At 63.3% G+C, this 21775-nt stretch carries 18 protein-coding genes; 15 read left to right on the forward strand and 3 right to left on the reverse strand.

Annotation, left to right across the window (positions count from 1 at the left end; all coding sequences use genetic code 11):
• Positions 1-89: 89 nt before the first annotated feature.
• From ileS to dut, 5 genes are read left to right on the forward strand one after another with little or no spacing between them, the layout of a single operon-like run.
• Positions 90-2921, forward strand: a complete 2832-nt coding sequence (ileS, locus tag ACEN42_RS12540) for an isoleucine--tRNA ligase (RefSeq protein ID WP_371880110.1) — start codon at positions 90-92, stop codon at positions 2919-2921.
• Positions 2921-3427 (forward strand): signal peptidase II, encoded by a 507-nt coding sequence (lspA, locus tag ACEN42_RS12545; protein ID WP_187607340.1) that lies wholly within the window; start codon positions 2921-2923, stop codon positions 3425-3427. Before ileS ends, lspA begins: the two co-directional genes overlap by 1 nt.
• A 57-nt stretch (positions 3428-3484) precedes the next feature.
• Entirely contained in the window at positions 3485-4693 is a 1209-nt protein-coding gene (coaBC, locus tag ACEN42_RS12550; protein WP_187607341.1) for a bifunctional phosphopantothenoylcysteine decarboxylase/phosphopantothenate--cysteine ligase CoaBC, read from the forward strand.
• A gap of 4 nt (positions 4694-4697) precedes the next feature.
• Positions 4698-5699: an LLM class flavin-dependent oxidoreductase gene (locus ACEN42_RS12555; protein WP_371880111.1), complete on the forward strand. Its 1002-nt coding sequence runs from the start codon at positions 4698-4700 to the stop codon at positions 5697-5699.
• Positions 5700-5710: 11 nt separating this feature from the next.
• A complete protein-coding gene (gene dut / locus ACEN42_RS12560) occupies positions 5711-6157 on the forward strand; it encodes a dUTP diphosphatase (protein WP_187607343.1) in 447 nt (148 codons plus the stop codon).
• A 69-nt stretch (positions 6158-6226) separates the two neighbouring features.
• On the opposite strand, the gene clpA is transcribed toward dut, so the two are convergent.
• On the reverse strand, positions 6227-8530 hold the full coding sequence (clpA, locus tag ACEN42_RS12565; protein ID WP_238209925.1) for an ATP-dependent Clp protease ATP-binding subunit ClpA: 2304 nt from the start codon (positions 8528-8530) through the stop codon (positions 6227-6229).
• Positions 8527-8841, reverse strand: a complete 315-nt coding sequence (gene clpS, locus ACEN42_RS12570) for an ATP-dependent Clp protease adapter ClpS (protein WP_014190611.1) — start codon at positions 8839-8841, stop codon at positions 8527-8529. The genes clpA and clpS overlap by 4 nt, the downstream gene beginning before the upstream one ends.
• Positions 8842-9360: 519 nt before the next feature.
• Between clpS and ACEN42_RS12575 the strand changes: the two genes are divergently transcribed.
• Positions 9361-9567, forward strand: a complete 207-nt coding sequence (locus tag ACEN42_RS12575; protein ID WP_035497884.1) for a cold-shock protein — start codon at positions 9361-9363, stop codon at positions 9565-9567.
• 158 nt (positions 9568-9725) lie between these two features.
• Here ACEN42_RS12575 and icd read toward each other — a convergent pair whose 3' ends face one another.
• Positions 9726-10982: an NADP-dependent isocitrate dehydrogenase gene (icd, locus tag ACEN42_RS12580; protein ID WP_238209924.1), complete on the reverse strand. Its 1257-nt coding sequence runs from the start codon at positions 10980-10982 to the stop codon at positions 9726-9728.
• A gap of 205 nt (positions 10983-11187) precedes the next feature.
• Here icd and ACEN42_RS12585 point away from each other — a divergent pair, with 205 nt between their 5' ends.
• The 9 genes from ACEN42_RS12585 to ACEN42_RS12625 all read left to right on the forward strand — a co-directional run bounded on the left by ACEN42_RS12585 (position 11188) and on the right by ACEN42_RS12625 (position 21717).
• The gene (locus ACEN42_RS12585; RefSeq protein WP_371880112.1) at positions 11188-11763 is read left to right on the forward strand and encodes a pseudouridine synthase; all 576 of its coding nucleotides are present in this window, start codon (positions 11188-11190) and stop codon (positions 11761-11763) included.
• Between the two features lie 384 nt (positions 11764-12147).
• Positions 12148-12354, forward strand: coding sequence for a hypothetical protein (locus ACEN42_RS12590; RefSeq protein WP_075583803.1), 207 nt, complete (start codon positions 12148-12150; stop codon positions 12352-12354).
• Between the two features lie 252 nt (positions 12355-12606).
• Entirely contained in the window at positions 12607-13071 is a 465-nt protein-coding gene (locus ACEN42_RS12595; protein WP_035497881.1) for a DUF192 domain-containing protein, read from the forward strand.
• A gap of 214 nt (positions 13072-13285) precedes the next feature.
• Positions 13286-15391, forward strand: a complete 2106-nt coding sequence (gene fusA, locus ACEN42_RS12600; protein WP_371880113.1) for an elongation factor G — start codon at positions 13286-13288, stop codon at positions 15389-15391.
• 90 nt (positions 15392-15481) lie between these two features.
• Positions 15482-15964 (forward strand): cupin domain-containing protein, encoded by a 483-nt coding sequence (locus ACEN42_RS12605; protein ID WP_187607346.1) that lies wholly within the window; start codon positions 15482-15484, stop codon positions 15962-15964.
• Between the two features lie 145 nt (positions 15965-16109).
• A complete protein-coding gene (locus ACEN42_RS12610; protein WP_371880114.1) occupies positions 16110-17771 on the forward strand; it encodes an ABC transporter substrate-binding protein in 1662 nt (553 codons plus the stop codon).
• Entirely contained in the window at positions 17772-18791 is a 1020-nt protein-coding gene (locus ACEN42_RS12615; protein ID WP_035497877.1) for an ABC transporter permease, read from the forward strand.
• A complete protein-coding gene (locus tag ACEN42_RS12620) occupies positions 18788-19651 on the forward strand; it encodes an ABC transporter permease (protein ID WP_238209921.1) in 864 nt (287 codons plus the stop codon). The genes ACEN42_RS12615 and ACEN42_RS12620 overlap by 4 nt, the downstream gene beginning before the upstream one ends.
• Positions 19648-21717, forward strand: coding sequence for an ABC transporter ATP-binding protein (locus tag ACEN42_RS12625; protein WP_371880115.1), 2070 nt, complete (start codon positions 19648-19650; stop codon positions 21715-21717). Before ACEN42_RS12620 ends, ACEN42_RS12625 begins: the two co-directional genes overlap by 4 nt.
• The last annotated feature ends 58 nt before the right edge of the window (positions 21718-21775 follow it).

Here is a 21775-nt window from a genome sequence, read left to right on the forward strand (position 1 = left end):
CGCGGTGCTGTCTGCGCCGCCCGCTGCCCCGCCATCGACGTATCGCGCGCTGAATCAAGCGCCGTCTCACCGAATTCACCGAGTCATTCATGAGCGACAAGAAAGAGAAAGCCTCTTCGAAGTATCCCGTCAACCTGCTCGACACGCCCTTCCCGATGCGCGGCGACCTGCCCAAGCGTGAACCCGCGTGGGTCAAGCAATGGCAGGACGACAAGATCTACGAAAAGATCCGCGCCGCCTCGAAAGGCCGCAAGAAGTTCATCCTGCACGACGGCCCGCCGTACGCGAACGGCGACATCCACCTGGGTCACGCGGTCAACAAGATCCTGAAGGACATGATCGTCAAGGCGCGCAATCTCGCGGGCTTCGATGCGGTCTACGTCCCGGGCTGGGACTGCCACGGCATGCCGATCGAAATCCAGATCGAAAAGCAGTTCGGCAAGTCGCTGCCCGCCGCTGAAGTGATGCAAAAGGCGCGCGCCTACGCGGGCGAGCAGATCGAGAAGCAGAAGGTCGGCTTCCGGCGTCTGGGCGTTCTGGGCGACTGGGACAATCCGTACAAGACGATGAACTTCGCCAACGAGGCGGGCGAAATCCGCGCGCTCGGCAAGATCATGGAAAAGGGCTACGTGTTCCGGGGCCTCAAGCCGGTGAACTGGTGCTTCGACTGCGGCTCCGCGCTGGCGGAAGCGGAAGTCGAGTACAAAGACAAGACCGATCCGACCATCGACGTGATGTTCGCGTTCGCCGAACCCGAGAAGACGGCGCAGGCGTTCGGCCTGAATGGGTTGCCGAAGGCGGAAGGCGGCATCGTCATCTGGACGACGACGCCCTGGACCATTCCCGCCAACCAGGCGTTGAACGTGCATCCGGAGATCGTCTACGCGCTCGTCGATACGCCGCGCGGCCTGCTGATTCTCGCGCAGGAGCGCGTCGAAGCGTGCCTGCAGAATTACGGCCTCGCGGGCGAAGTCATCGCCACGGCGACCGGCGAAAAGCTTGCGAACCTGCGCTTCCATCATCCGCTCGCGGCCGCGCATCCGGGCTACAAGCGCACGTCGCCCGTCTATCTCGGCGACTACGTGACGACCGAAAGCGGCACGGGCATCGTGCACTCGTCGCCGGCGTATGGCGTGGAAGACTTCGTGTCGTGCAAGGCGCACGGCATGGCCGATTCCGACATCATCAACCCCGTCATGGGCGATGGCCACTACATCGAATCGCTGCCGCTCTTCGGCGGGCTGTCGATCTGGAAAGCGAATCCGCAGATCGTCGAGGCGCTCGAAGGCGCGGGCTCGCTTCTTAAGAGCGAGAAGTACACGCACAGCTACATGCACTGCTGGCGCCACAAGTCGGCGATCATCTATCGCGCCACGTCGCAATGGTTCGCCGGCATGGATGTCACGCCCAAAGACGGCGGCAAGACGCTGCGCGAGACCGCGCTCGAAGGCGTCGAGAACACGGCGTTCTATCCGTCGTGGGGCAAGCAGCGTCTTTACAGCATGATCGCGAACCGGCCCGACTGGACGCTCTCGCGCCAGCGTCAGTGGGGCGTACCGATGGCGTTCTTCGTGCACAAGGAAACCGGCGAGCTGCATCCGCGCACGCCGGAGCTGCTGGAGGAAGTGGCGAAGCGCGTCGAAGAAGGCGGCATCGAAACGTGGCAGAAACTCGATCCGCGCGAACTGATCGGCGACGACGCCAACATGTACGAAAAGAACCGCGACACGCTCGACGTGTGGTTCGACTCCGGCACGACGCACTGGCACGTGCTGCGCGGCTCGCACAAGGATTCGCTGCAATTCCCGGCCGACCTGTATCTCGAAGGCTCGGATCAGCATCGCGGCTGGTTCCATTCGTCGCTGCTCACGGCGTCGATGCTCGATGGCCGTCCGCCCTACGACGCGCTGCTCACGCACGGCTTCACCGTCGATGGCGAAGGCCGCAAGATGTCGAAGTCGCTCGGCAACGGCATCGATCCGCATGAGGTGTCCAATCGCCTCGGCGCGGAAATCATCCGCTTGTGGATCGCGTCGACAGATTATTCGGGCGAGCTCGCGATCTCCGAGGAAATCCTGAAGCGCGTGACGGAGACTTACCGGCGTATCCGCAACACGCTGCGCTTTCTGCTCGCGAATTTGTCGGACTTCGATTTCGACAAGAACGCGGTGCCGGTGCAGGACTGGCTCGAAATCGATCGTTACGCGGTCGCGCTCACGCACAACCTTCAGAACGACGCGCTCACGCATTACGAGAAGTACGAGTTCCATCCGGTGGTCGCGAAGATCGCGACGTTCTGCTCGGAAGACCTCGGCGGCTTCTATCTCGACGTGCTGAAGGACCGTCTCTACACGACGAAGGCCGATTCGCGCGAACGCCGCAGCGCGCAGACTGCGCTGTACCACATCGCGCATGGGCTGCTGCGTCTGGTCGCGCCGTATCTCTCGTTCACGGCGGAAGAAGCGTACAAGGTGCTCAAGCCCGGTCAGGATACGATCTTCACCGAGGTCTACGCGCAGTATCCGGAGATCGCGAGCTCGGGCGAACTGCTCGACAAGTGGACGCTCATCCGCAACGCGCGCGGCGACGTGACGAAGGCGCTGGAAGAAGCGCGCACGGCGAACCAGATCGGCTCGTCGCTGCAGGCCGAAGTGGTGGTCCGCGCGAGCGGCGCGCGTTACGACGCGCTCGCGAGCCTCGGCGATGCGCTGCGCTTCGTGCTCATCACGTCATCGGCCGGGCTGGAAAGAGTGGCGGGCGAAGCGGAAGAAGGCGTCGATGTCACCGCGTCGAGCTACATGAAGTGCGAGCGCTGCTGGCACTACTGCGCGGACGTCGGCTCGCACGCGGATCATCCGGGTCTGTGCGGCCGCTGCTTCTCCAACCTCTTCGGCGCCGGCGAAACGCGAGGCGCAGCATAATGGCTCGAACGATGGCGAAACAAACTTCCAGCAGTGGATCGCTTGCGCCGTGGCTCGGCGTCGCGCTGATCGTGATCCTGTTCGATCAGTTGACGAAGATCGCCGTGCAGCGCGTATTTGCCTATGGCGATCCGCACGCGCTCACGCCTTTCTTCAACCTGCTGCTCGTCTATAACCGCGGCGCGGCGTTCAGCTTCCTCGCGATGGCGGGCGGCTGGCAGCGCTGGGCGTTCACGGCGCTGGGCGTCGTCGCGGCAGTCGTGATCTGCTATCTGCTCAAGAAGCATTCGGGACAGCGGCTCTTCTGCACAGCGCTCGCGCTCATCATGGGCGGCGCGATCGGCAACGTGATCGACCGGATCGCGTACGGTCACGTCATCGACTTTCTGGACTTTCACGTTCACGCGTGGCACTGGCCGGCGTTCAATCTGGCCGACAGCGCGATCACCGTCGGCGCGGTGCTGCTGGTGTTCGACGAATTGCGGCGCGTGCGCGGTTCGAAGTGATGTTTCCAGTGCGGCTCCCTTCACACGGAGCCGCTCTTTCTTTGCGATGGAGGCAAGTTGGAACTCGCGGGCAAACATCTCGTTTTAGGGCTGACCGGCGGCATCGCCTGTTACAAGATCGCGGAACTCACGCGCTTGCTCATCAAGGCCGGCGCGACCGTGCAGATCGTGATGACCGAAGCGGCCACGCAGTTCATCACACCGGTCACGATGCAGGCGCTTTCGGGCCGTCCCGTGTACACGTCGCAGTGGGATGCGCGCATGCCGAACAACATGCCGCACATCGATCTCTCGCGCGAGGCGGATGCCATCGTCATCGCGCCCGCCTCCACCGACTTTCTCGCGAAGCTCGCGCACGGCATGTGCGACGACCTGCTCTCGACGCTCGCCATCGCGCGTGATTGTCCGCTGCTCGTGGTGCCGGCCATGAACCGGCAGATGTGGCAGAGCCCGCCGACGCAACGCAACGTCGCGCAGCTTCGCGCCGACGGCGTCGAAGTGCTGGGACCGGATTCGGGTTCGCAGGCGTGCGGCGAAGTCGGCGACGGCCGCATGATCGAGCCGGAAGCCGCATTCGAAGCGATCTGCGCGTTCTTCCAGCCGAAGATTCTGCGCGGCCAGCGCGTGCTCATCACGGCAGGCCCGACCTTCGAGCCGCTCGATCCGGTGCGCGGCCTCACCAATCGCTCGTCGGGCAAGATGGGCTTCGCGCTTGCGCGCGCGGCAGCGCAGGCGGGCGCGGATGTGCATCTCGTCGCCGGACCGGTGTCGTTGCCGACGCCGTGGGGCGTGTATCGCGAGGACGTGCAGACCGCGCAGCAGATGCACGACGCCGTCATGGCCGCGACGCCCGATGCGGACATCTTCATCGCGGTGGCGGCGGTCGCGGACTGGCGCGTGGATCATGTCAGCGCGCACAAGATCAAGAAGACCGGCGATGCGTTGCCCACGTTCAGCTTCGTCGAAAATCCGGACATTCTCGCGACGGTGGCGAAGTTGCCGAATCCGCCCTACTGCGTCGGCTTTGCGGCCGAGAGCGGCGATCTCGACGTGCATGGCGCGGAGAAACGCCAGCGCAAGGGCGTACCGCTCCTGATCGGCAATATCGGACAGCTCACGTTCGGCCGCGACGACAACGAAGTCGTGCTTTTCGAAGCAAGCGGAACAACGCCGCTGCCGCGCGCCGGCAAGCAGGAACTCGCGCGCACGCTGATCGCGGAAATCGCCAAACGCGCGCCGAAAACCGGCGGCCCGCTGCTCTCCTGACACGATGACCAAGCTCTCCGTTCTCGACCAGACGCCGGTCATCCACGGCCACAGCGTCGCTGACGCCATCGCCGCGACGCTCGACCTCGCACAGCTCGCCGATGATCTCGGCTATACGCGCTACTGGTGCGCCGAGCATCACGGCTTGTACGGCGTGTCGAACCCGTGTCCCGAAGTGATGCTCGCGCGCATCGGCAGTCTGACGAAGCGCATCCGCATCGGTTCGGGCGGCGTGATGCTGCCGTATTACTCGTCGTTCAAGGTCGCCGAGCAATTCCTGATGCTCGAAGCGCTGTTCCCGAATCGCGTGGATCTCGGCGTCGGTCGCGCGCCCGGCGGCGACATGCACACGGCGCAGGCGGTCGCAGCGGGTTCGTACAATCGCGGCGATATTTTCCCGCAGCAAGTCGCCGAACTGATCGCGCTTTTCAGCGGCAAGCTTCCCGACGACTCGCGCGCCAAGGGCGTGCTGTTGCAACCGCAGATCGACACGCGTCCCGAACTGTGGATGCTCGGCTCGAGCGATTTCGGCGGCTTGCTCGCCGCGCAGCTCGGCATCCGTTTCGCGTTCGCGCATTTCATCAACGCGCAATATGGGCATCGTGTGGCGGAGGCGTATCGCGAGCGCTTCACGCCGGGTCACGAAGCGAAGCCGTATCTCGCCGCGGCGGTGTTCGCGATTTGCGCCGATACGGATCGCGAAGCCGAAGCGCTCGAACGCGCGGTCGATCTGCGCCGCGTGCAGATGGCGTACGGGCTCAATCAGCCGATTCCATCGATCGCGCAGGGCATCTCGCAGGTCTACGGCGAGCGCGAACTCGCGGTGATCGCGCATGAGAAAGCGCGGAGCATCATCGGCACGCCGGAACGCGTGACAGAGAAGCTGCACGCGCTGCAGGAACAATTCGAAGCCGACGAACTGATCGTGATAACGGTCGCCGGCAGCTACGCCGCACGCACGCGGTCCTATCAACTTTTGGCCGAAGCGTTCGAGCTCGGCCGCTGAAACATCGATCCATGAAACTCGACGTCAAGATTCTCGACGCGCGCATGCGCGACTTCATGCCCGCCTACGCCACGCCCGGCAGCGCGGGCCTCGATCTGCGCGCGTGTCTCGATGCGCCGCTCGTTATCGAGCCGCATCAGACCGTGCTTGTGCCGACCGGCCTCGCCATTCATCTCGCCGATCCAGGCTACGCCGCGCTGATCCTGCCGCGCTCGGGTCTCGGCCACAAGCACGGCATCGTGCTCGGCAATCTCGTCGGGCTGATCGATTCGGATTATCAAGGCCAACTGATGGTCTCGACATGGAATCGCGGCGATACCGCGTTCACGCTCAACCCGATGGAACGTCTCGCGCAGATGGTGATCGTGCCTGTCGTGCAGGCGGCGTTCAATATCGTCGATGACTTCGAAGCGAGCGAGCGCGGCGCGGGAGGTTTCGGCAGCACGGGCAAGCACTGAGCTTTTTCGGCACGAAAAAAAACGGCGCGGTCGAAACCGCGCCGTTTTCACTTCCAAAGACCCCTACGATTAATCCACTTCGATTGCTTCCGGATTCGGATTGCGCGGCGGCGTCGAGTTCTCGTCGAACGTGAGCAGCACCTTGTCGTCCGCATCGACATCCACCGTCACGCGGCCGCCGTTGAGCAGCTTGCCGAACAGCAGCTCGTCGGCCAGTGCACGACGGATCGTGTCCTGAATCAGACGCTGCATCGGGCGCGCGCCCATCAGCGGATCGAAACCGTGCTTCGCGAGATGCTTGCGCAACGCATCGGTGAAGACTGCATCGACCTTCTTCTCGTGCAACTGATCTTCCAGTTGCATGAGGAACTTGTCGACCACGCGCAGGATGATTTCCTCGTCCAGCGAGCGGAAGCTGATGATCGAGTCCAGACGGTTACGGAACTCCGGCGTGAACATGCGCTTGATGTCGGCCATTTCGTCGCCCGACTCGCGCCGCGACGTGAAACCGATCACCGACTTGCCCATCGTTTCGGCGCCCGCATTCGTCGTCATGATGATGATGACGTTGCGGAAATCCGCCTTGCGGCCGTTGTTGTCCGTCAGCGTGCCGTGGTCCATCACCTGCAGCAGCACGTTGTAGATGTCCGGATGCGCCTTCTCGATTTCGTCGAGCAGCAGCACGCAATGCGGCTTCTTCGTGACGGCTTCGGTCAACAGACCGCCCTGGTCGAACCCGACATAGCCCGGCGGCGCGCCGATCAACCGGCTGACCGCATGACGCTCCATGTATTCCGACATGTCGAAGCGCAGCAACTCGATGCCGAGCGTGAACGCCAGTTGCTTCGCGACCTCCGTCTTGCCGACGCCCGTCGGGCCGGAGAACAGGAACGCGCCGATCGGCTTGTCCGTCTTGCCGAGGCCCGCGCGCGCCATCTTGATCGATGCCGACAGCGCATCGATGGCCGGGTCCTGACCGAACACGACTGCCTTCAGATCGCGATCGAGCGTCTGGAGCTTGCTGCGGTCGTCCTGCGACACGCTCTGCGGCGGCACGCGCGCGATCTTCGAGATGATCTCTTCGATCTCGCTCTTGCCGATGGTCTTCTTCTGCTTCGACTTCGGCAGGATGCGTTGCGCGGCACCCGCTTCGTCGATCACGTCGATGGCCTTGTCCGGCAAATGACGATCCGTGATGAAGCGCGCCGACAATTCCGCCGCCGCCGACAGCGCACCCGACGAATACTTCACGCCGTGATGCTCCTCGAAACGCGTCTTGAGGCCGCGCAGGATCGCGACGGTCTGCTCGACAGTCGGCTCGGTGACATCCACTTTCTGGAAACGACGCGACAAGGCCGCGTCCTTCTCGAAGATGCCGCGATACTCCGTGAACGTGGTCGCGCCGATGCACTTCAACTGCCCCGACGACAGCGCCGGCTTCAGCAGGTTCGATGCATCCAGCGTGCCGCCCGAAGCCGCGCCCGCGCCGATCAGCGTATGAATTTCGTCGATGAACAGAATGGCGTGCGGACGCTCCTTCAGTTCCTTGAGCACCGTCTTCAGGCGTTGCTCGAAATCGCCGCGATACTTCGTGCCTGCGAGCAGCGCGCCCATGTCGAGCGAGTACACCTGCGCATCAGCCAGAATGTCCGGCACTTCGCCGCGCGTGATGCGCCAGGCGAGGCCTTCGGCGATCGCGGTCTTGCCGACGCCAGCTTCACCGACGAGCAGCGGATTGTTCTTGCGCCGGCGGCACAGCACCTGCACCACGCGCTCGACTTCCAGCTCGCGGCCGATCAGCGGATCGATCTTGCCGTCCTTCGCGAGCTGATTGAGATTCTGCGTGAACTGCGCAAGCGGCGTTTCCTTCTGCGCGGCGGCGTCTTCCGATTCCGGATTGGCTTCGCTGTTCGTCTTCGCGGCGTCGCCGGTGTTCGTCTTGGCGATTCCGTGCGAAATGAAATTCACGACATCCAGACGCGTCACGCCCTGCTGCTGCAGGTAGTACACCGCGTGCGAGTCCTTCTCGCCGAAGATCGCCACCAGCACGTTCGCGCCGGTCACTTCCTTCTTGCCGTTCGAGGTCGATTGCACGTGCATGATCGCGCGCTGGATCACGCGCTGGAAACCAAGCGTCGGCTGAGTATCGACGTCGTCCGTGCCCGGCACGGTCGGCGTGTTGTCATGAATGAAATTGCGCAGGTTCTGACGCAAATCTTCAATGTTGGCTGCGCAGGCGCGCAACACTTCAGCCGCGGTCGGATTGTCCAACAGGGCGAGCAAGAGATGCTCGACCGTTATGAACTCGTGCCGCGCCTGACGTGCTTCCATAAACGCCATGTGCAGACTGACTTCCAGTTCCTGGGCAATCATGCTTCCTCCATCACGCACTGCAGCGGATGTCCCGCTTGCCTTGCATGGCTAACGACTTGCTCAACTTTGGTCGACGCGATATCCCGCGTGTAGACCCCACAAACTCCCCTGCCTTCGCGATGAACCTTCAGCATGATCTGCGTCGCAGTCTCACGATCTTTATTGAAGTATTCCTGCACGACCATCACGACGAATTCCATCGGCGTGAAGTCATCATTCAGCAGCACCACCTTGTACATAGCCGGCTTCTTGAGCTTCTGCTCCTGCCGCTCCAGTACAGTGCCATCCTGCTTGTTGGGATTGATCGCCATACACCCATTCTAAACAACACGGACGTCCCCGCAATCACCGCTCCAGCACCAACCGCCCGGTCGGAATGAAACGCTGAAAACTGCAATTGCGCAGCTACCGTCCATCGAATCCTGCCGCTGCCCAACGCTTCGGCGCGGCCCGCTTGCACCTCGTCAAAACGAGTATCGCACAGCTTCAAAAAAAACAAACCGAGCACCAGGCGCCGCGGGCCGCCAGGTAACACACAAGTGAGTCGATTATGCGACTTTTCAAGATGGCGTGCTTGGACGGCAGCGCACACGCAAAGCAGGAATTACCCTACGAATGCGCTCTTTGCAACGAGCTTAACGGCCATCCCAAAAATTCCTTGACACCCGATTTAAGAGATTTAACAATCAAACTGGCACTTTTTTCCGGGGGCCAACCACGGACGAAAAAAGAGGCCGAGGTGAGCTTGTGAGGAGGGGGCGGTTCACATTGTGGGGTGGCCGCATTTCGAGCGTGCTCTGGGTGCGACAAGAGTTAGAGGGGAAGTACGAATGTCTACTGGTACGGTCAAGTGGTTCAACGACGCGAAAGGCTACGGATTCATCACGCCCGATGAAGGCGGCGAGGATCTGTTCGCACATTTCTCGGCGATTCAAATGAACGGTTTCAAGACTCTCAAAGAAGGCCAGAAGGTCAGCTTCGAGATCGTCCAGGGACCTAAGGGCAAACAAGCTTCGAACATCCAGGAATCGGCCTGACCGTTCGATCGGACTTTGCCTCGTGAAACCCGGCCCTTGCGCCGGGTTTTTTTGCGCCCTGCGCTTTCTCGCATATGAGGCGCGGGCGCAATTTAAAAACCCCGAAAGGCGTAGGCCTTCCGGGGTTTTTATTTAACACATCGAACCGAGGTGAGTCCTCACATATTCTCGATCATCACCTGTCCGAATCCCGAACACGATACCTGCGTCGCGCCTTCCATCAGGCGTGCGAAGTCGTAGGTGACGCGTTTCGAGAGGATCGACTGCTCCATCGACGCGATGATGCAATCCGCCGCTTCCACCCAGCCCAGATGTCGCAGCATCATTTCGGCCGAGAGGATTTCCGAGCCCGGATTCACGTAGTCCTTGCCCGCGTACTTCGGCGCCGTGCCGTGCGTCGCTTCGAACATCGCGACGGAATCCGACATGTTCGCACCCGGCGCGATGCCGATGCCGCCCACCTGCGCCGCCAGCGCGTCCGAGATGTAGTCGCCGTTCAGGTTGAGCGTCGCGATCACGTCGTATTCGGCCGGGCGCAACAGGATTTGCTGCAGGAACGCGTCGGCGATCACATCCTTCACGACGATGTCGTTGCCCGACTTCGGGTTCTTCACCTTCATCCACGGACCGCCGTCGATCAATTCCGCGTTGAATTCCTTCTGCGCGAGCGCGTAGCCGTAGTCGCGGAACGCGCCTTCGGTGAACTTCATGATGTTGCCCTTGTGCACGAGCGTCACCGAGCGGCGGTCGTGGTCGATCGCGTATTGAATCGCCTTGCGCACGAGCCGTTCCGTGCCCTCGCGCGACACAGGCTTGATGCCGAGCCCCGACGAATCCGGGAAACGGATCTTCGTCACGCCCATTTCCTCGCGCAGGAACTTGATGACCTTCTTCGCCTCGGCCGATTCCGCCGGCCATTCGACGCCCGCATAGATGTCTTCGGAGTTCTCACGGAAGATCACCATGTCGATCTTTTCGGGCTCGCGCACCGGCGACGGCACGCCCTTGAAATAGCGCACCGGCCGCAGGCACACATACAGATCGAGCTGTTGACGAAGCGCCACGTTCAGCGACCGGATGCCGCCGCCGACAGGCGTCGTGAGCGGCCCCTTGATCGACACGACGTAGTCTTTCACCGCGTCGAGCGATTCGTCCGGCAGCCACACGTCCGGGCCGTAGACGCGCGTCGCCTTTTCGCCCGCGAAGATTTCCATCCATTGAATCTTGCGCTTGCCGCCGTAGGCCTTTTCCACCGCCGCATCGACGACCTTGATCATCACCGGCGTGATGTCGACGCCCGTGCCGTCGCCCTCGATGTACGGGATGATCGGCTGATCCGAAACGTTGAGCGAGAAATCCGGGTTGACGGTGATCTTGTCACCGTCCGCCGGAACCTTGATGTGCTGATACGGCATGGTCGACTCCAAATAAGGCCGGACTTGAATGGGAGCAAACAAACTGGATAGAGAGCGATGCGATGCAGCATGCGGGGGCGACGACGCACAGCCCCGATGTTGGTCACGACATCATTCTAACCATGCTGGCCTGCCCCGGCGCGCCCGAGGCGGCCATGCGCATGCATTAAGATGCCGCATCCGATCACGCCACGCGCCGCCTCGCATGTCACTCATCGCCCTCAACAAGCCGTTCGGCACCATCTGCCAGTTCTCCGCGCACGAAACGCGCGCGTCGCTCGGCGACTGGGTGAAGACGCCGGGCGTGTATCCCGCGGGCAGGCTCGACGCGGACAGCGAAGGCCTGCTCCTGCTCACCGATGACGGCGCGTTGCAGGCGCGCATCGCGGAGCCGCGCCACAAGCTCGTTAAGCGCTACTGGGCGCAAGTCGAAGGCGCGCCCGACGAAGCCACGCTCGCGCGTCTCGCGAAAGGCGTCGATCTTGGCGACTATGTGACGCGCCCCTGCCGCACCCGCTTCGTCGATGAACGCGACACCGGCGCGCTCTGGCCGCGCACGCCGCCGATCCGCTATCGCGCCGCCATCCCGACGACGTGGATCGAACTCGCCATCACCGAAGGCAAGAACCGGCAGGTCCGACGCATGACCGCGGCCGTCGGCTTTCCGACCTTGCGGCTCGTGCGCGTCGCGATCGGCGCGCTCGATATCTTCACGCTCGACATCGCGCCGGGCGAGACCGTTGAGGTTCCGCCGGGCGCGCCGTGGCAACGCCTTCGTTGAATCGCATTCAACTATCCCGAAAATAAGCGACATTGCTCGAATCATTGCGATGCGCTTAAAGGCAGTGTCATGAAGATCGAGTAGCGCGTGTCTCGAATCGAATATTTTTTTGGTCTGCTGCGCAATTCTCTGTAAATCGCGTCAACCGACTCCTCTCGCGATGCGTTAAGGGCGTCAGATGCCGCGTAAAGCTATCCGGCATGAGCGAAAAACTGATTACAACAACCTGTGTGCTCCAGGGAGTTTGAAAGGTTCAAGCGTTCACAGTCGTATCGCGATTAATTTATCGAAGCGACTGTCAACCGAAAGGTAGGTGGCTCGTTTACCGACATGACTCAATGACCGGGTCGTTTGGTTAATTAACTCAAGCTGAGGATTCACAAGATGAACAAACTGATCGCTGCTCTCGTCGCTGGCCTGTTCGCAACTGCCGCTTTCGCACAAGAAGCTTCGGCTCCGGCCGCTGCTGCTCCGGCAGCTGCTTCGTCGGCTCACAAGTCGACGGCGCACAAGAAGTCGCACAAGTCGTCGCACAAGTCGCACAAGAAGGCAGCCGCTTCGGCTCCGGAAGCCGCTTCGGCAGCTCAGTAAGTTCGTTGTAAACGGCGGTATAGCGAAGTCAAGAACGAGCATTACCGCCGTTTTTACGGCGTTGAAGGGCAGATGGCCGCAAGGCGTCTGCCCTTTTGTTTTGTGCTTGCGCATCGAGTAACATGCGCGGGGCCGCCGGCTTTCCGGCACAACGTTTGTCTTGAGAGGAGCATCGTCGTGAATCTGTTGTTGCGTGCCTTGGTGTCACCATTCAGTTCGACGGCTTCGGCCCGGCGCTCGCGCATCGCCGCCATGATTCGCGCATGTGTGATCGCGTTGTTGCTGCCATTCGCGGCCGCGCCGCTCGCGCAGGCCCAGACGATGCCGCCCGGCGCCAAGCAACCATCCGATTTCCCGCGCGCGAAGCTCACCGCGGGCATGTACGTGATCGATGCCGCCGTCGCCGCGAACGATGCCGATCGCGAGCAAGGCCTCATGTATCGCACGCAGCTCGCGCCGAACGAAGGCATGCTCTTCGTGTTCAACGAAAACGCCGTGCATTGCTTCTGGATGAAGAACACGCTGATCCCGTTGTCGATCGCGTTCATTCGCGCAGACGGCACGATCACCGACATCGACGAAATGCAGGCCGAAACCGAGAACAATCACTGCCCGCGCAACAACGGCGTGTACGCGCTCGAAATGTCCAAGGGCTGGTTCGCCGCGAAGGGCATCAAGCCCGGCATGCAGCTCAAGGGCTTGCCGCGCGCGCAGTAAAGCCTCTTCGCCCGATCGGAAAACCGGCGTCGTCGCAAGGCACGCCGGTTTTTTTGCGTCCGAAAAGTCCCTTCCTCCGGGCTGGCAGGATTCCTGCAAAGAGCTTGCCGACGCGCTATCCTAAAAAGATTCAGCGCGACGCATCTCACCACTTCAGGTCGCGCCGATGGCCGCCGCATGGTGGCCAGGGTCGACACATCCACAGGAGGTTCACGTGCCCCGCAAGACTCCCATCGAGCGCTATCGGAATATAGGAATCAGCGCTCACATCGATGCCGGCAAGACGACGACTACCGAGCGCATCCTTTTCTACACCGGCGTGACGCACAAGATCGGCGAGGTTCACGACGGCGCGGCCACGATGGACTGGATGGAGCAGGAGCAGGAACGCGGCATCACGATCACCTCCGCGGCGACGACGGCCTTCTGGAAAGGCATGGCGGGCAACTATCCGGAACACCGGATCAACATCATCGACACGCCGGGACACGTCGATTTCACGATCGAGGTCGAGCGCTCGATGCGCGTGCTCGACGGCGCGTGCATGGTCTACGACTCGGTCGGCGGCGTGCAGCCGCAGTCGGAAACCGTGTGGCGTCAGGCGAACAAGTACAAGGTGCCGCGTATTGCGTTCGTCAACAAGATGGACCGCGTCGGCGCGGACTTCTTTCGCGTGCAGCGGCAGATCGCCGAGCGCCTCAAGGGCGTCGCGGTGCCGATCCAGATTCCGATCGGCGCGGAAGAGCATTTTCAGGGCGTCGTCGATCTGGTGAAGATGAAGGCGATCGTCTGGGACGACGACAGCCAGGGCATCAAGTTCAACTACGAGGAGATTCCCGACAATCTCAAGGAGCTCGCGCACGAGTGGCGCGAGAAGATGGTCGAGGCCGCCGCCGAATCGAGCGAGGAGTTGCTCGAAAAATATCTCGAAGATCACGAGAGCCTGACGGAAGATGAGATCAAGGCGGCGCTGCGCAAGCGCACCATCGCCAACGAGATCGTGCCGATGCTGTGCGGCAGCGCGTTCAAGAACAAGGGCGTGCAGGCGATGCTCGACGCGGTGATCGACTATCTGCCCTCGCCCGTCGATGTGCCCGCGATTCTCGGCCACACGGAAGACGACAAGGAAGCGGAACGCCATCCGAGCGATGACGAGCCGTTCTCCGCGCTCGCGTTCAAGATCATGACGGACCCGTTCGTCGGCCAGCTGATCTTCTTCCGCACCTATTCGGGCGTCGTGAATTCGGGCGACACCGTCTACAACCCGGTGAAGGAAAAGAAGGAGCGCCTCGGCCGCATCCTGCAGATGCACGCGAACGAGCGCAAGGAAATCAAGGAAGTGCGCGCGGGCGACATCGCGGCGGCGGTCGGTCTCAAGGAAGCGACGACCGGCGACACGCTCTGCGATCCGAATCACGTGATCATCCTCGAGCGCATGATCTTCCCGGAGCCGGTGATCTCGCAGGCCGTCGAGCCGAAGACCAAGGCCGACCAGGAGAAGATGGGCATCGCGCTGAATCGTCTCGCGCAGGAAGATCCGTCGTTCCGCGTGGCGAGCGACGAGGAATCCGGCCAGACGATCATCTCCGGCATGGGTGAGCTGCACCTCGAAATTCTCGTCGACCGGATGAAGCGCGAATTCGGCGTCGAGGCGACTGTCGGCAAGCCGCAGGTCGCGTATCGCGAGACGGTGCGCAACAAGGTCGAGGACATCGAAGGCAAGTTCGTCAAGCAGTCGGGCGGGCGCGGCCAGTACGGTCATGCGGTGATCGCGCTGGAGCCGGACCCGGGCAAGGGCTACGAGTTCGTCGACCAGATCAAGGGCGGCGTGATTCCGCGCGAATTCATCCCGGCCGTGGACAAGGGCATTCAGGAAACGCTCAAGGCAGGCGTGCTCGCGGGCTATCCCGTCGTCGATGTTAAGGTGCGGCTGACCTTCGGCTCGTATCACGACGTCGATTCGAACGAAAACGCGTTCCGCATGGCAGGCTCGATCGCCTTCAAGGAAGCGATGCGCAAGGCGAGGCCGGTGCTGCTCGAACCGATGATGGCCGTCGAAGTCGAGACGCCCGAGGAATTCATGGGCAACGTGATGGGCGATCTGTCCGGCCGGCGCGGGCTCGTGCAGGGCATGGAAGACATAGCGGGCGGCGGCGGCAAGCTCGTGCGCGCGGAAGTGCCGCTCGCCGAGATGTTCGGCTACTCGACCTCGCTGCGTTCGCTCACGCAGGGCCGCGCGACCTACACGATGGAGTTCAAGCACTACGCCGAGACGCCGACGAACGTGTCCGAGGCGATCATCAACTCGAAAGCGAAATAATCGCTATCGAACCGTGTAGTATCGGAAGTCCGTTGCTCGCTCTGTTGGTGGCGGCAACGGACTTTCCTTATCCGCAGACGATAAACCGACATGAGCGACCCACATCAGCATACCGATTGGCGCGAACACGGCGTCAAGGTCATCAAGGGCGATCAGCTCGACACCAACACCCCGCAGACGCCGGGCATGAACCGCGCGGCCGCCATCAACGCGGCGCGCGTCGGCGCGCAGAAGATCTGGGCCGGCACGGTCACGATCCATCCGAATGCGAAGACGGGCGCGCATCATCATGGCGCGCTCGAGAGCGTCATCTATGTCGTGCGCGGTCAGGCGCGCATGCGCTGGGGCGAGCATCTGGAATTCACCGCCGAGGCCGGTCCCGGCGATTTCATCTTCGTGCCGCCCTACGTGCCGCATCAGGAAATCAATGCCAGCACCGACGATCCGCTCGAATGCGTGCTCGTGCGCAGCGACAATGAAGCGGTGGTGGTGAATCTCAACATCGATGCCGTGGAAAAGCCCGAGGAAGTCTATTGGGTCGATCCGATTCACAAGCATCCGCACGATCACTGAAGCGGGCGCGAGACACGCGCGACGCAGACTCGGCGCGCGCCTTGCTACCGGCCAAAGACGCGGCGGCGCTTTTCGGCGCGGCTAACCTGATCGCTCGCGCGGCGCGAAGCCCGGGCGAGCACGACAACTACAACATCCGCACACGATGAAAAAACCTTCGACCGACGCGCATCTCCTCGACCTCGCCCGCCCGCATGCGGGCGAACTGGGCAATCACGCGATCGACGAGTTCCTGGCCGGGCGCCTCACGCGCCGCGAGCTGCTGCGCCATGCGAGCATGCTCGGCGTGGCGCTCACGGCGGGCGGCCTTCTCGGCATGCCGGGCGCGCGCGCGCAAGGCGCGGGCAAGCCGGGCGGCACGATCCGCGTCGCGCATCTGATGCCCGCGGGCGCCGTCGATCCGCTCACCGTCACCGACGCGGCCGGTCTCGCGCTCATCAATCAGACGGGCGAATTCCTCATCGACGACGACAGCGAACATCTGACGCTCAAACCCGCGCTCGCGCTGTCGTGGTCGTCGAATGCGAAGGGCGACGTGTGGACCTTCAAGCTGCGCCCGAACGTGAAGTTCCACGACGGCCAGCCGATGACCGCGAAGGACGTCGTCGCCACGTTCAATCGCCTGTCCGATCCGGGCGCGGGCTCGGCGGCGTTGTCGGTGTTGAAGGGCGTGCTGTCGAAGGATTCGGCGAAGGCCATCGACGATCACACCGTCGAATTCCATCTCGACGCGCCCAATGGCAATTTCCCGTATTACGTTTCCTCGGATACGTATAACGCGGTGATCCTGCCGGCGAATTTCACCGGGCCCTACGAAAAGACGTTCATGGGCACGGGCGCGCTGAAGCTCGAAAAATACACGCCGAAGGTCGGCGCGTCGTTCGTGCGTAATCCCGACTACTGGGGCGAGAAATCGCTGCCCGATCGCGTGACCTTCTCCTTCTACGCCGATCAGCAGGCGCAACTCCTCGCGATGCAAGGCCGCCAGGCCGACGTGATGGGCGACTTCACCGTGCAGGGCGGCGTTTCGATACTCACGAATCCGCAATTCAAGGTGCTCGGCACGAAGTCGAGCTCGCATCGCCAGATTCACATGCGCTGCGACATGGCGCCGTTCAAGGACAAGCGCGTGCGTCAGGCGCTCGCGCTTTCCATCGATCGCGAAGTCATCGTGAAGGGACTGTTTCGCGGCCGCGCGACCGGCGGCAACGACAGCCCGTTCGCGCCGGTCTTCCCGTCGAGCGATCTCACGGTGCCGCAACGCAAGATCGACATCGCGCAGGCCAAGAAGCTGATGAGCGAAGCCGGCGTCGCCAATGGCTTCGACGTCACGCTCACCACCGAGAAGTACATGGAGATTCCCGATCTCGCGGTCGTCGTGCAGAACGCGGCGAAGGCGATCGGCATTCGCATCCAGTTGAAGGTGGAAAGCCAGGACCTGTATTACGGCTCGGGCGCGTTCGGCAAGTCGGACTGGCTGGATTCGCCGCTCGGCATCACGGATTACGGGCATCGCGGCGTGCCGAACGTGTTCCTCAACGCGCCGCTGACGAGCGCGGGCACCTGGAACGCGGCGCACTTCAAGAATCCCGACTACGACAAGCTCGTCGCGCAGTTCGTCGCGGCGCTCGATGTCGCGTCGCAGAAAAAGCTGTCCGGGCAGATCCAGCGCCTGTTGCTCGACGAAACGCCGGTCGTGATCCCCTACTTCTACGACCAGTTGATCGTCACGCGCGCCAACGTCTCGGGCGTGCGCTTCAACGCGATCTCGCAGATGTGGTTCGACCGCGCGACGGTATCGGCGTAAATGAGCACGGTCACGCCGACGGCGCACGTAGCCGACTTCGCCAAAATGAAACGCGTCGTGCGCTTCATCGGCGTGCGGCTGCTGCTCGCGCTCGTCACGCTCTGGCTTCTGTCGATGATCGTCTTCGCGGGCGGCCAGCTTCTGCCGGGCGACGTCGGCCGCGCGATCCTCGGCCCGCTCGCCGATGCGCGCGCCGTCGCGGCGCTCAATCATCAGCTCGGCGTCGATCGGCCGCTGCTCACGCAATATTCGAGCTGGATCAGCCATTTCCTGCGCGGCGACATGGGCGAGTCCTATGCGTTTCGCGCGCCGGTCGCGCCGTTCATCGGCAACGCGCTGTGGAGCTCGGCGAAGCTCGGCGCGCTCGCGTTCGTCGTCGTGGTGCCGCTCGGCATCGCGGGCGGCGTCTACGCGGCGTTGCACGCGGGACGCTGGATCGACAGGCTCATCAGCATCGGCGGACTGACGGCGACGGTCGTGCCGGAATTCGTCTCGTCGATCGTGCTGATCCTGATCTTCGGCGTGTGGCTGCAATGGCTGCCGATCGAAGCGACCGCGCCCGCCGGCGCGGGCTTCTTCACGCAACTGGAGCATCTGATCCTGCCGGTGCTGCCGCTCGTCTTCGTGTTCTTCGGCTATATCGCACGGATGGCGCGCGCGGGCACGGTCGAGGCGCTCGACGCCGACTACACGCGCACGGCGATCCTCAAGGGCCTGCCGCAGCACGTCGTGATTCTTCGCCACGTGCTGCGCAATGCGCTCCTGCCGACCGTGACCGTCGCCGCGACGCAGCTCGGCTACATGATCGGCGGGCTGGTCGTCGTGGAGACGCTGTTCCACTATCAGGGCATCGGCTCGCTGATCTACACCGCCGCGCGGGGCAAGGACTTCCCGATGCTCGAAGCGGGCGTGCTGAGCATCGGCGTGATCTATACGGCGGCGAATCTGATCGCGGACGCGCTCTACGTCGTGCTCAATCCGCGTCTGCGCACCGCCGATTCGGACGGAGACGCGCGATGAGCACGACCGTCGCGCCTCAGGCGCCCGTCAAGCCGCGCCGCTTCGAAGCGCTCAACGCGCTGATGCGCTCGGCCACGTTCGATATCGGCGTGCTGATCCTGCTCTTCTGGGTCGTGTGCGCGCTCTTCGGCCATTGGCTCGTGCCGCACGATCCCTACGCATCCGATCCGCTCAACTCGCTCGTCGCGCCGTCCGGCGATCATTGGTTCGGCACGGATCAGCTCGGCCGCGACGTGTTCGCGCGCGTGATCGTCGGCTCGCGCGACATCCTGACCATCGCGCCGCTCGCGACCTTGCTCGGCACCGCGGCGGGCACGGCGATCGGGCTCGTCGTCGGCTATTTCGACGGCTGGGTCGATGCCGTCATCGGCCGCGTGATCGATGCGATGCTGGCGCTGCCGCTCGTGATCGTCGCGCTGCTCGCGCTCGCCGCAGTCGGCGCGAGCAACACGACGGTGATTCTCGTGATCGGCCTGACGTTCGCGCCGATCACCGCGCGCACCGTGCGCGCGGCCGTCCTGAGCGAGCGCCATCTGGACTATGTGCTGGCGGCGCAACTGCGCGGCGAGAACGCGGTGTACATCATGTTCGCGGAGATTCTGCCGAACGTGCTGCCGCCGATCATCGTCGAGGCAACGGTACGTCTCGGCTATGCGATCTTCGCCGTCGCGACGCTCTCGTTCCTCGGCTTCGGCATCCAGCCGCCGTCGGCCGACTGGGGCCTCGCGCTGTCCGAAAGCTACACGCTGATGGCGGGCGGCGCGTGGTGGACCGTCGTTTTCGATGCCGCCGCGATCGCGTCGCTGGTCATCGCGGTGAATCTCGTCGCCGATGCCGTGCAAGGAGTGCTCGACCGATGAACGGACCGCCGCCATCGGCTTTTCCCACTTTCGGCGCCGCGAAGGGCGATCACGCCGACGCGCTCACCGTCGTCGGCCTGACGGTCGCTTATCGTTCGCGCGGACGCGAGCGCGAGGTGCTGCAGGACGTCACGTTGCGCGTGAAGCGCGGCGAGGCGTATGGACTCGTCGGCGAATCGGGCTGCGGCAAGTCGACCGCCGCGCTCGCGGTGCTGCGGTACCTGCCGCGCAACGGGCGCGTGAAGGCGGGCCGCATTTCGATTGCCGGGCGCGATGTCGCATCGCTCGACGCCGACGCGCTGCGCGGCATGCGCGCCAATGCGGTGTCGATGGTCTATCAGGACCCGGGGCGCGCGCTGAATCCGTCGCTCACGATTGCGCGGCAAGTCTCCGAGGCGTTCGAAGTCACGGGCGCATCCGCCGACGAAGCGCTGTCCCGCACCGCCGAGATGCTCCGGCGCGTGCGCATCGCCTCGCCCGAGCGCGTGATGGAGAGTTATCCGCATCAGTTGTCGGGCGGGATGCAGCAGCGCGTGGTCATCGCGATGGCGCTCGCGTGCAATCCCGAGCTCCTGATTCTCGACGAGCCGACCACCGGGCTCGACGCCACCGTCGAAGCCGAAGTGCTCGATCTCATCGCGCAGTTGCGCGCGGAGCTCGGCACGGCCGTGCTCTTCATCAGCCACAATCTCGCGGTGATCGGGCGCATGTGCGATCGCGTCGGCGTGTTGTACGCGGGCAAGCTCGTCGAGGAAGGCACGACCGCCGACGTGTTCGCGCGGCCGCGGCATCCGTACACCGTCGGTCTGTTGCGCTGTCTGCCGCGCGAAAGCCGCAGCAAGGAGAGCGGGCGTCTCGACACGATTCCCGGATCGCTGCCGCTGCCGGGATCGATCGCGCAGGGCTGCATCTTCGCGCCGCGCTGCAAGCTCGCCGACGAGCGCTGTCTCAAGGACGCGCCGCCGCCCTATCGCGTCGCGTCGGCGCACGGCGATCAGATGGCGCGTTGTCACTATCACGAACGCGCGCAGACGCTGCCGCGCTCCACCGAAGAAACGCCGGTGTACGTGGCAAACGGCGAGGATCAGCCGCTCGCGCTTTCCGCGCGCAATCTCTCGAAGACCTTCCGTGTCGGCGATGAAGAAGTGCGCGCCGTGCACGACGTCTCGCTCGATCTGGTGCAAGGCGAGACGCTCGGGCTCGTCGGCGAATCGGGCAGCGGCAAGACGACGCTCGCGAAGCTGCTGCTCGGACTCGTATCGCCCGATAAAGGCGCGTCGCTCGAACTCGACGGCGCAGCATTGGCCGAGCGCGTGACCAAGCGCAGCGACGAGCAGGTGAAGTCGCTGCAGATCGTTTTCCAGAATCCGGATTCCGCGCTGAACCGTGCGCATTCCGTGCGGCAACTGATCGCGCGTTCGCTGTCGAAGCTCGCGGCGCTGCATGGCGAAGCAAAGGAAAAACGCCTGCATACGCTGACGGAAGCCGTGCGCCTGCCGGCACGTTATCTCGGCTCGCGCACGCGGCAATTGTCGGGCGGACTGAAGCAGCGCGTCGCGATCGCACGCGCGTTCGCGGGCGATCCGCGCGTCGTGGTCTGCGACGAGCCGACATCCGCGCTCGACGTCTCCGTGCAGGCCGCGATCCTCAATCTGCTCGCGGATTTGCAGCGCGAGCGGCGCGTGAGCTACGTGTTCATCTCGCACGATCTGCATGTCGTGCGCTATCTGTCGGACCGCATCGCGGTGCTGTATCTCGGGCGCATCATGGAGATCGGGCGCGCCGCCGCGGTCTTCGACGGACCGCAGCATCCGTACACCGAAGCATTGCTGTCGTCGGTGCCGTCGATCGACGGAACGCACGCGAAGCGCATCCGGCTGACGGGCGAATTGCCGAGCGCAGCGAATCCGCCTTCGGGCTGCGTGTTCCATACGCGTTGCCCGCGCAAGATCGGCGCGATCTGCGAGACTGAAACGCCGCCGTGCCGCGACGCATCCGACGGGCACGCGATCCATTGCCACATTCCCATCGACGAATTGCGCGCGCTGCAGCGTCAGGAGCGCTGAGTTCGGAGGCGCTGCCGCCATTCATCGGAACCAAAGCGGGTTCGGGCGTCTCTCATCG

It is taken from the genome of Caballeronia sp. S22 (assembly GCF_964261745.1).
GTDB lineage: Bacteria > Pseudomonadota > Gammaproteobacteria > Burkholderiales > Burkholderiaceae > Caballeronia > Caballeronia jiangsuensis.

Excerpts from the sequence above, each read along its gene's own strand:
- ileS (WP_371880110.1), top strand. The coding sequence starts at position 90 with ATGAGCGACAAGAAAGAGAAAGCCTCTTCGAAGTATCCCGTCAACCTG.
- lspA (WP_187607340.1), top strand. The coding sequence starts at position 2,921 with ATGGCTCGAACGATGGCGAAACAAACTTCCAGCAGTGGATCGCTTGCG.
- ACEN42_RS12555 (WP_371880111.1), top strand. The coding sequence starts at position 4,698 with ATGACCAAGCTCTCCGTTCTCGACCAGACGCCGGTCATCCACGGCCAC.
- dut (WP_187607343.1), top strand. The coding sequence starts at position 5,711 with ATGAAACTCGACGTCAAGATTCTCGACGCGCGCATGCGCGACTTCATG.
- clpA (WP_238209925.1), bottom strand. The coding sequence starts at position 8,530 with ATGATTGCCCAGGAACTGGAAGTCAGTCTGCACATGGCGTTTATGGAA.
- clpS (WP_014190611.1), bottom strand. The coding sequence starts at position 8,841 with ATGGCGATCAATCCCAACAAGCAGGATGGCACTGTACTGGAGCGGCAG.
- ACEN42_RS12575 (WP_035497884.1), top strand. The coding sequence starts at position 9,361 with ATGTCTACTGGTACGGTCAAGTGGTTCAACGACGCGAAAGGCTACGGA.
- icd (WP_238209924.1), bottom strand. The coding sequence starts at position 10,982 with ATGCCGTATCAGCACATCAAGGTTCCGGCGGACGGTGACAAGATCACC.
- ACEN42_RS12585 (WP_371880112.1), top strand. The coding sequence starts at position 11,188 with ATGTCACTCATCGCCCTCAACAAGCCGTTCGGCACCATCTGCCAGTTC.
- ACEN42_RS12590 (WP_075583803.1), top strand. The coding sequence starts at position 12,148 with ATGAACAAACTGATCGCTGCTCTCGTCGCTGGCCTGTTCGCAACTGCC.
- ACEN42_RS12595 (WP_035497881.1), top strand. The coding sequence starts at position 12,607 with ATGATTCGCGCATGTGTGATCGCGTTGTTGCTGCCATTCGCGGCCGCG.
- ACEN42_RS12605 (WP_187607346.1), top strand. The coding sequence starts at position 15,482 with ATGAGCGACCCACATCAGCATACCGATTGGCGCGAACACGGCGTCAAG.
- ACEN42_RS12610 (WP_371880114.1), top strand. The coding sequence starts at position 16,110 with ATGAAAAAACCTTCGACCGACGCGCATCTCCTCGACCTCGCCCGCCCG.
- ACEN42_RS12615 (WP_035497877.1), top strand. The coding sequence starts at position 17,772 with ATGAGCACGGTCACGCCGACGGCGCACGTAGCCGACTTCGCCAAAATG.
- ACEN42_RS12620 (WP_238209921.1), top strand. The coding sequence starts at position 18,788 with ATGAGCACGACCGTCGCGCCTCAGGCGCCCGTCAAGCCGCGCCGCTTC.
- ACEN42_RS12625 (WP_371880115.1), top strand. The coding sequence starts at position 19,648 with ATGAACGGACCGCCGCCATCGGCTTTTCCCACTTTCGGCGCCGCGAAG.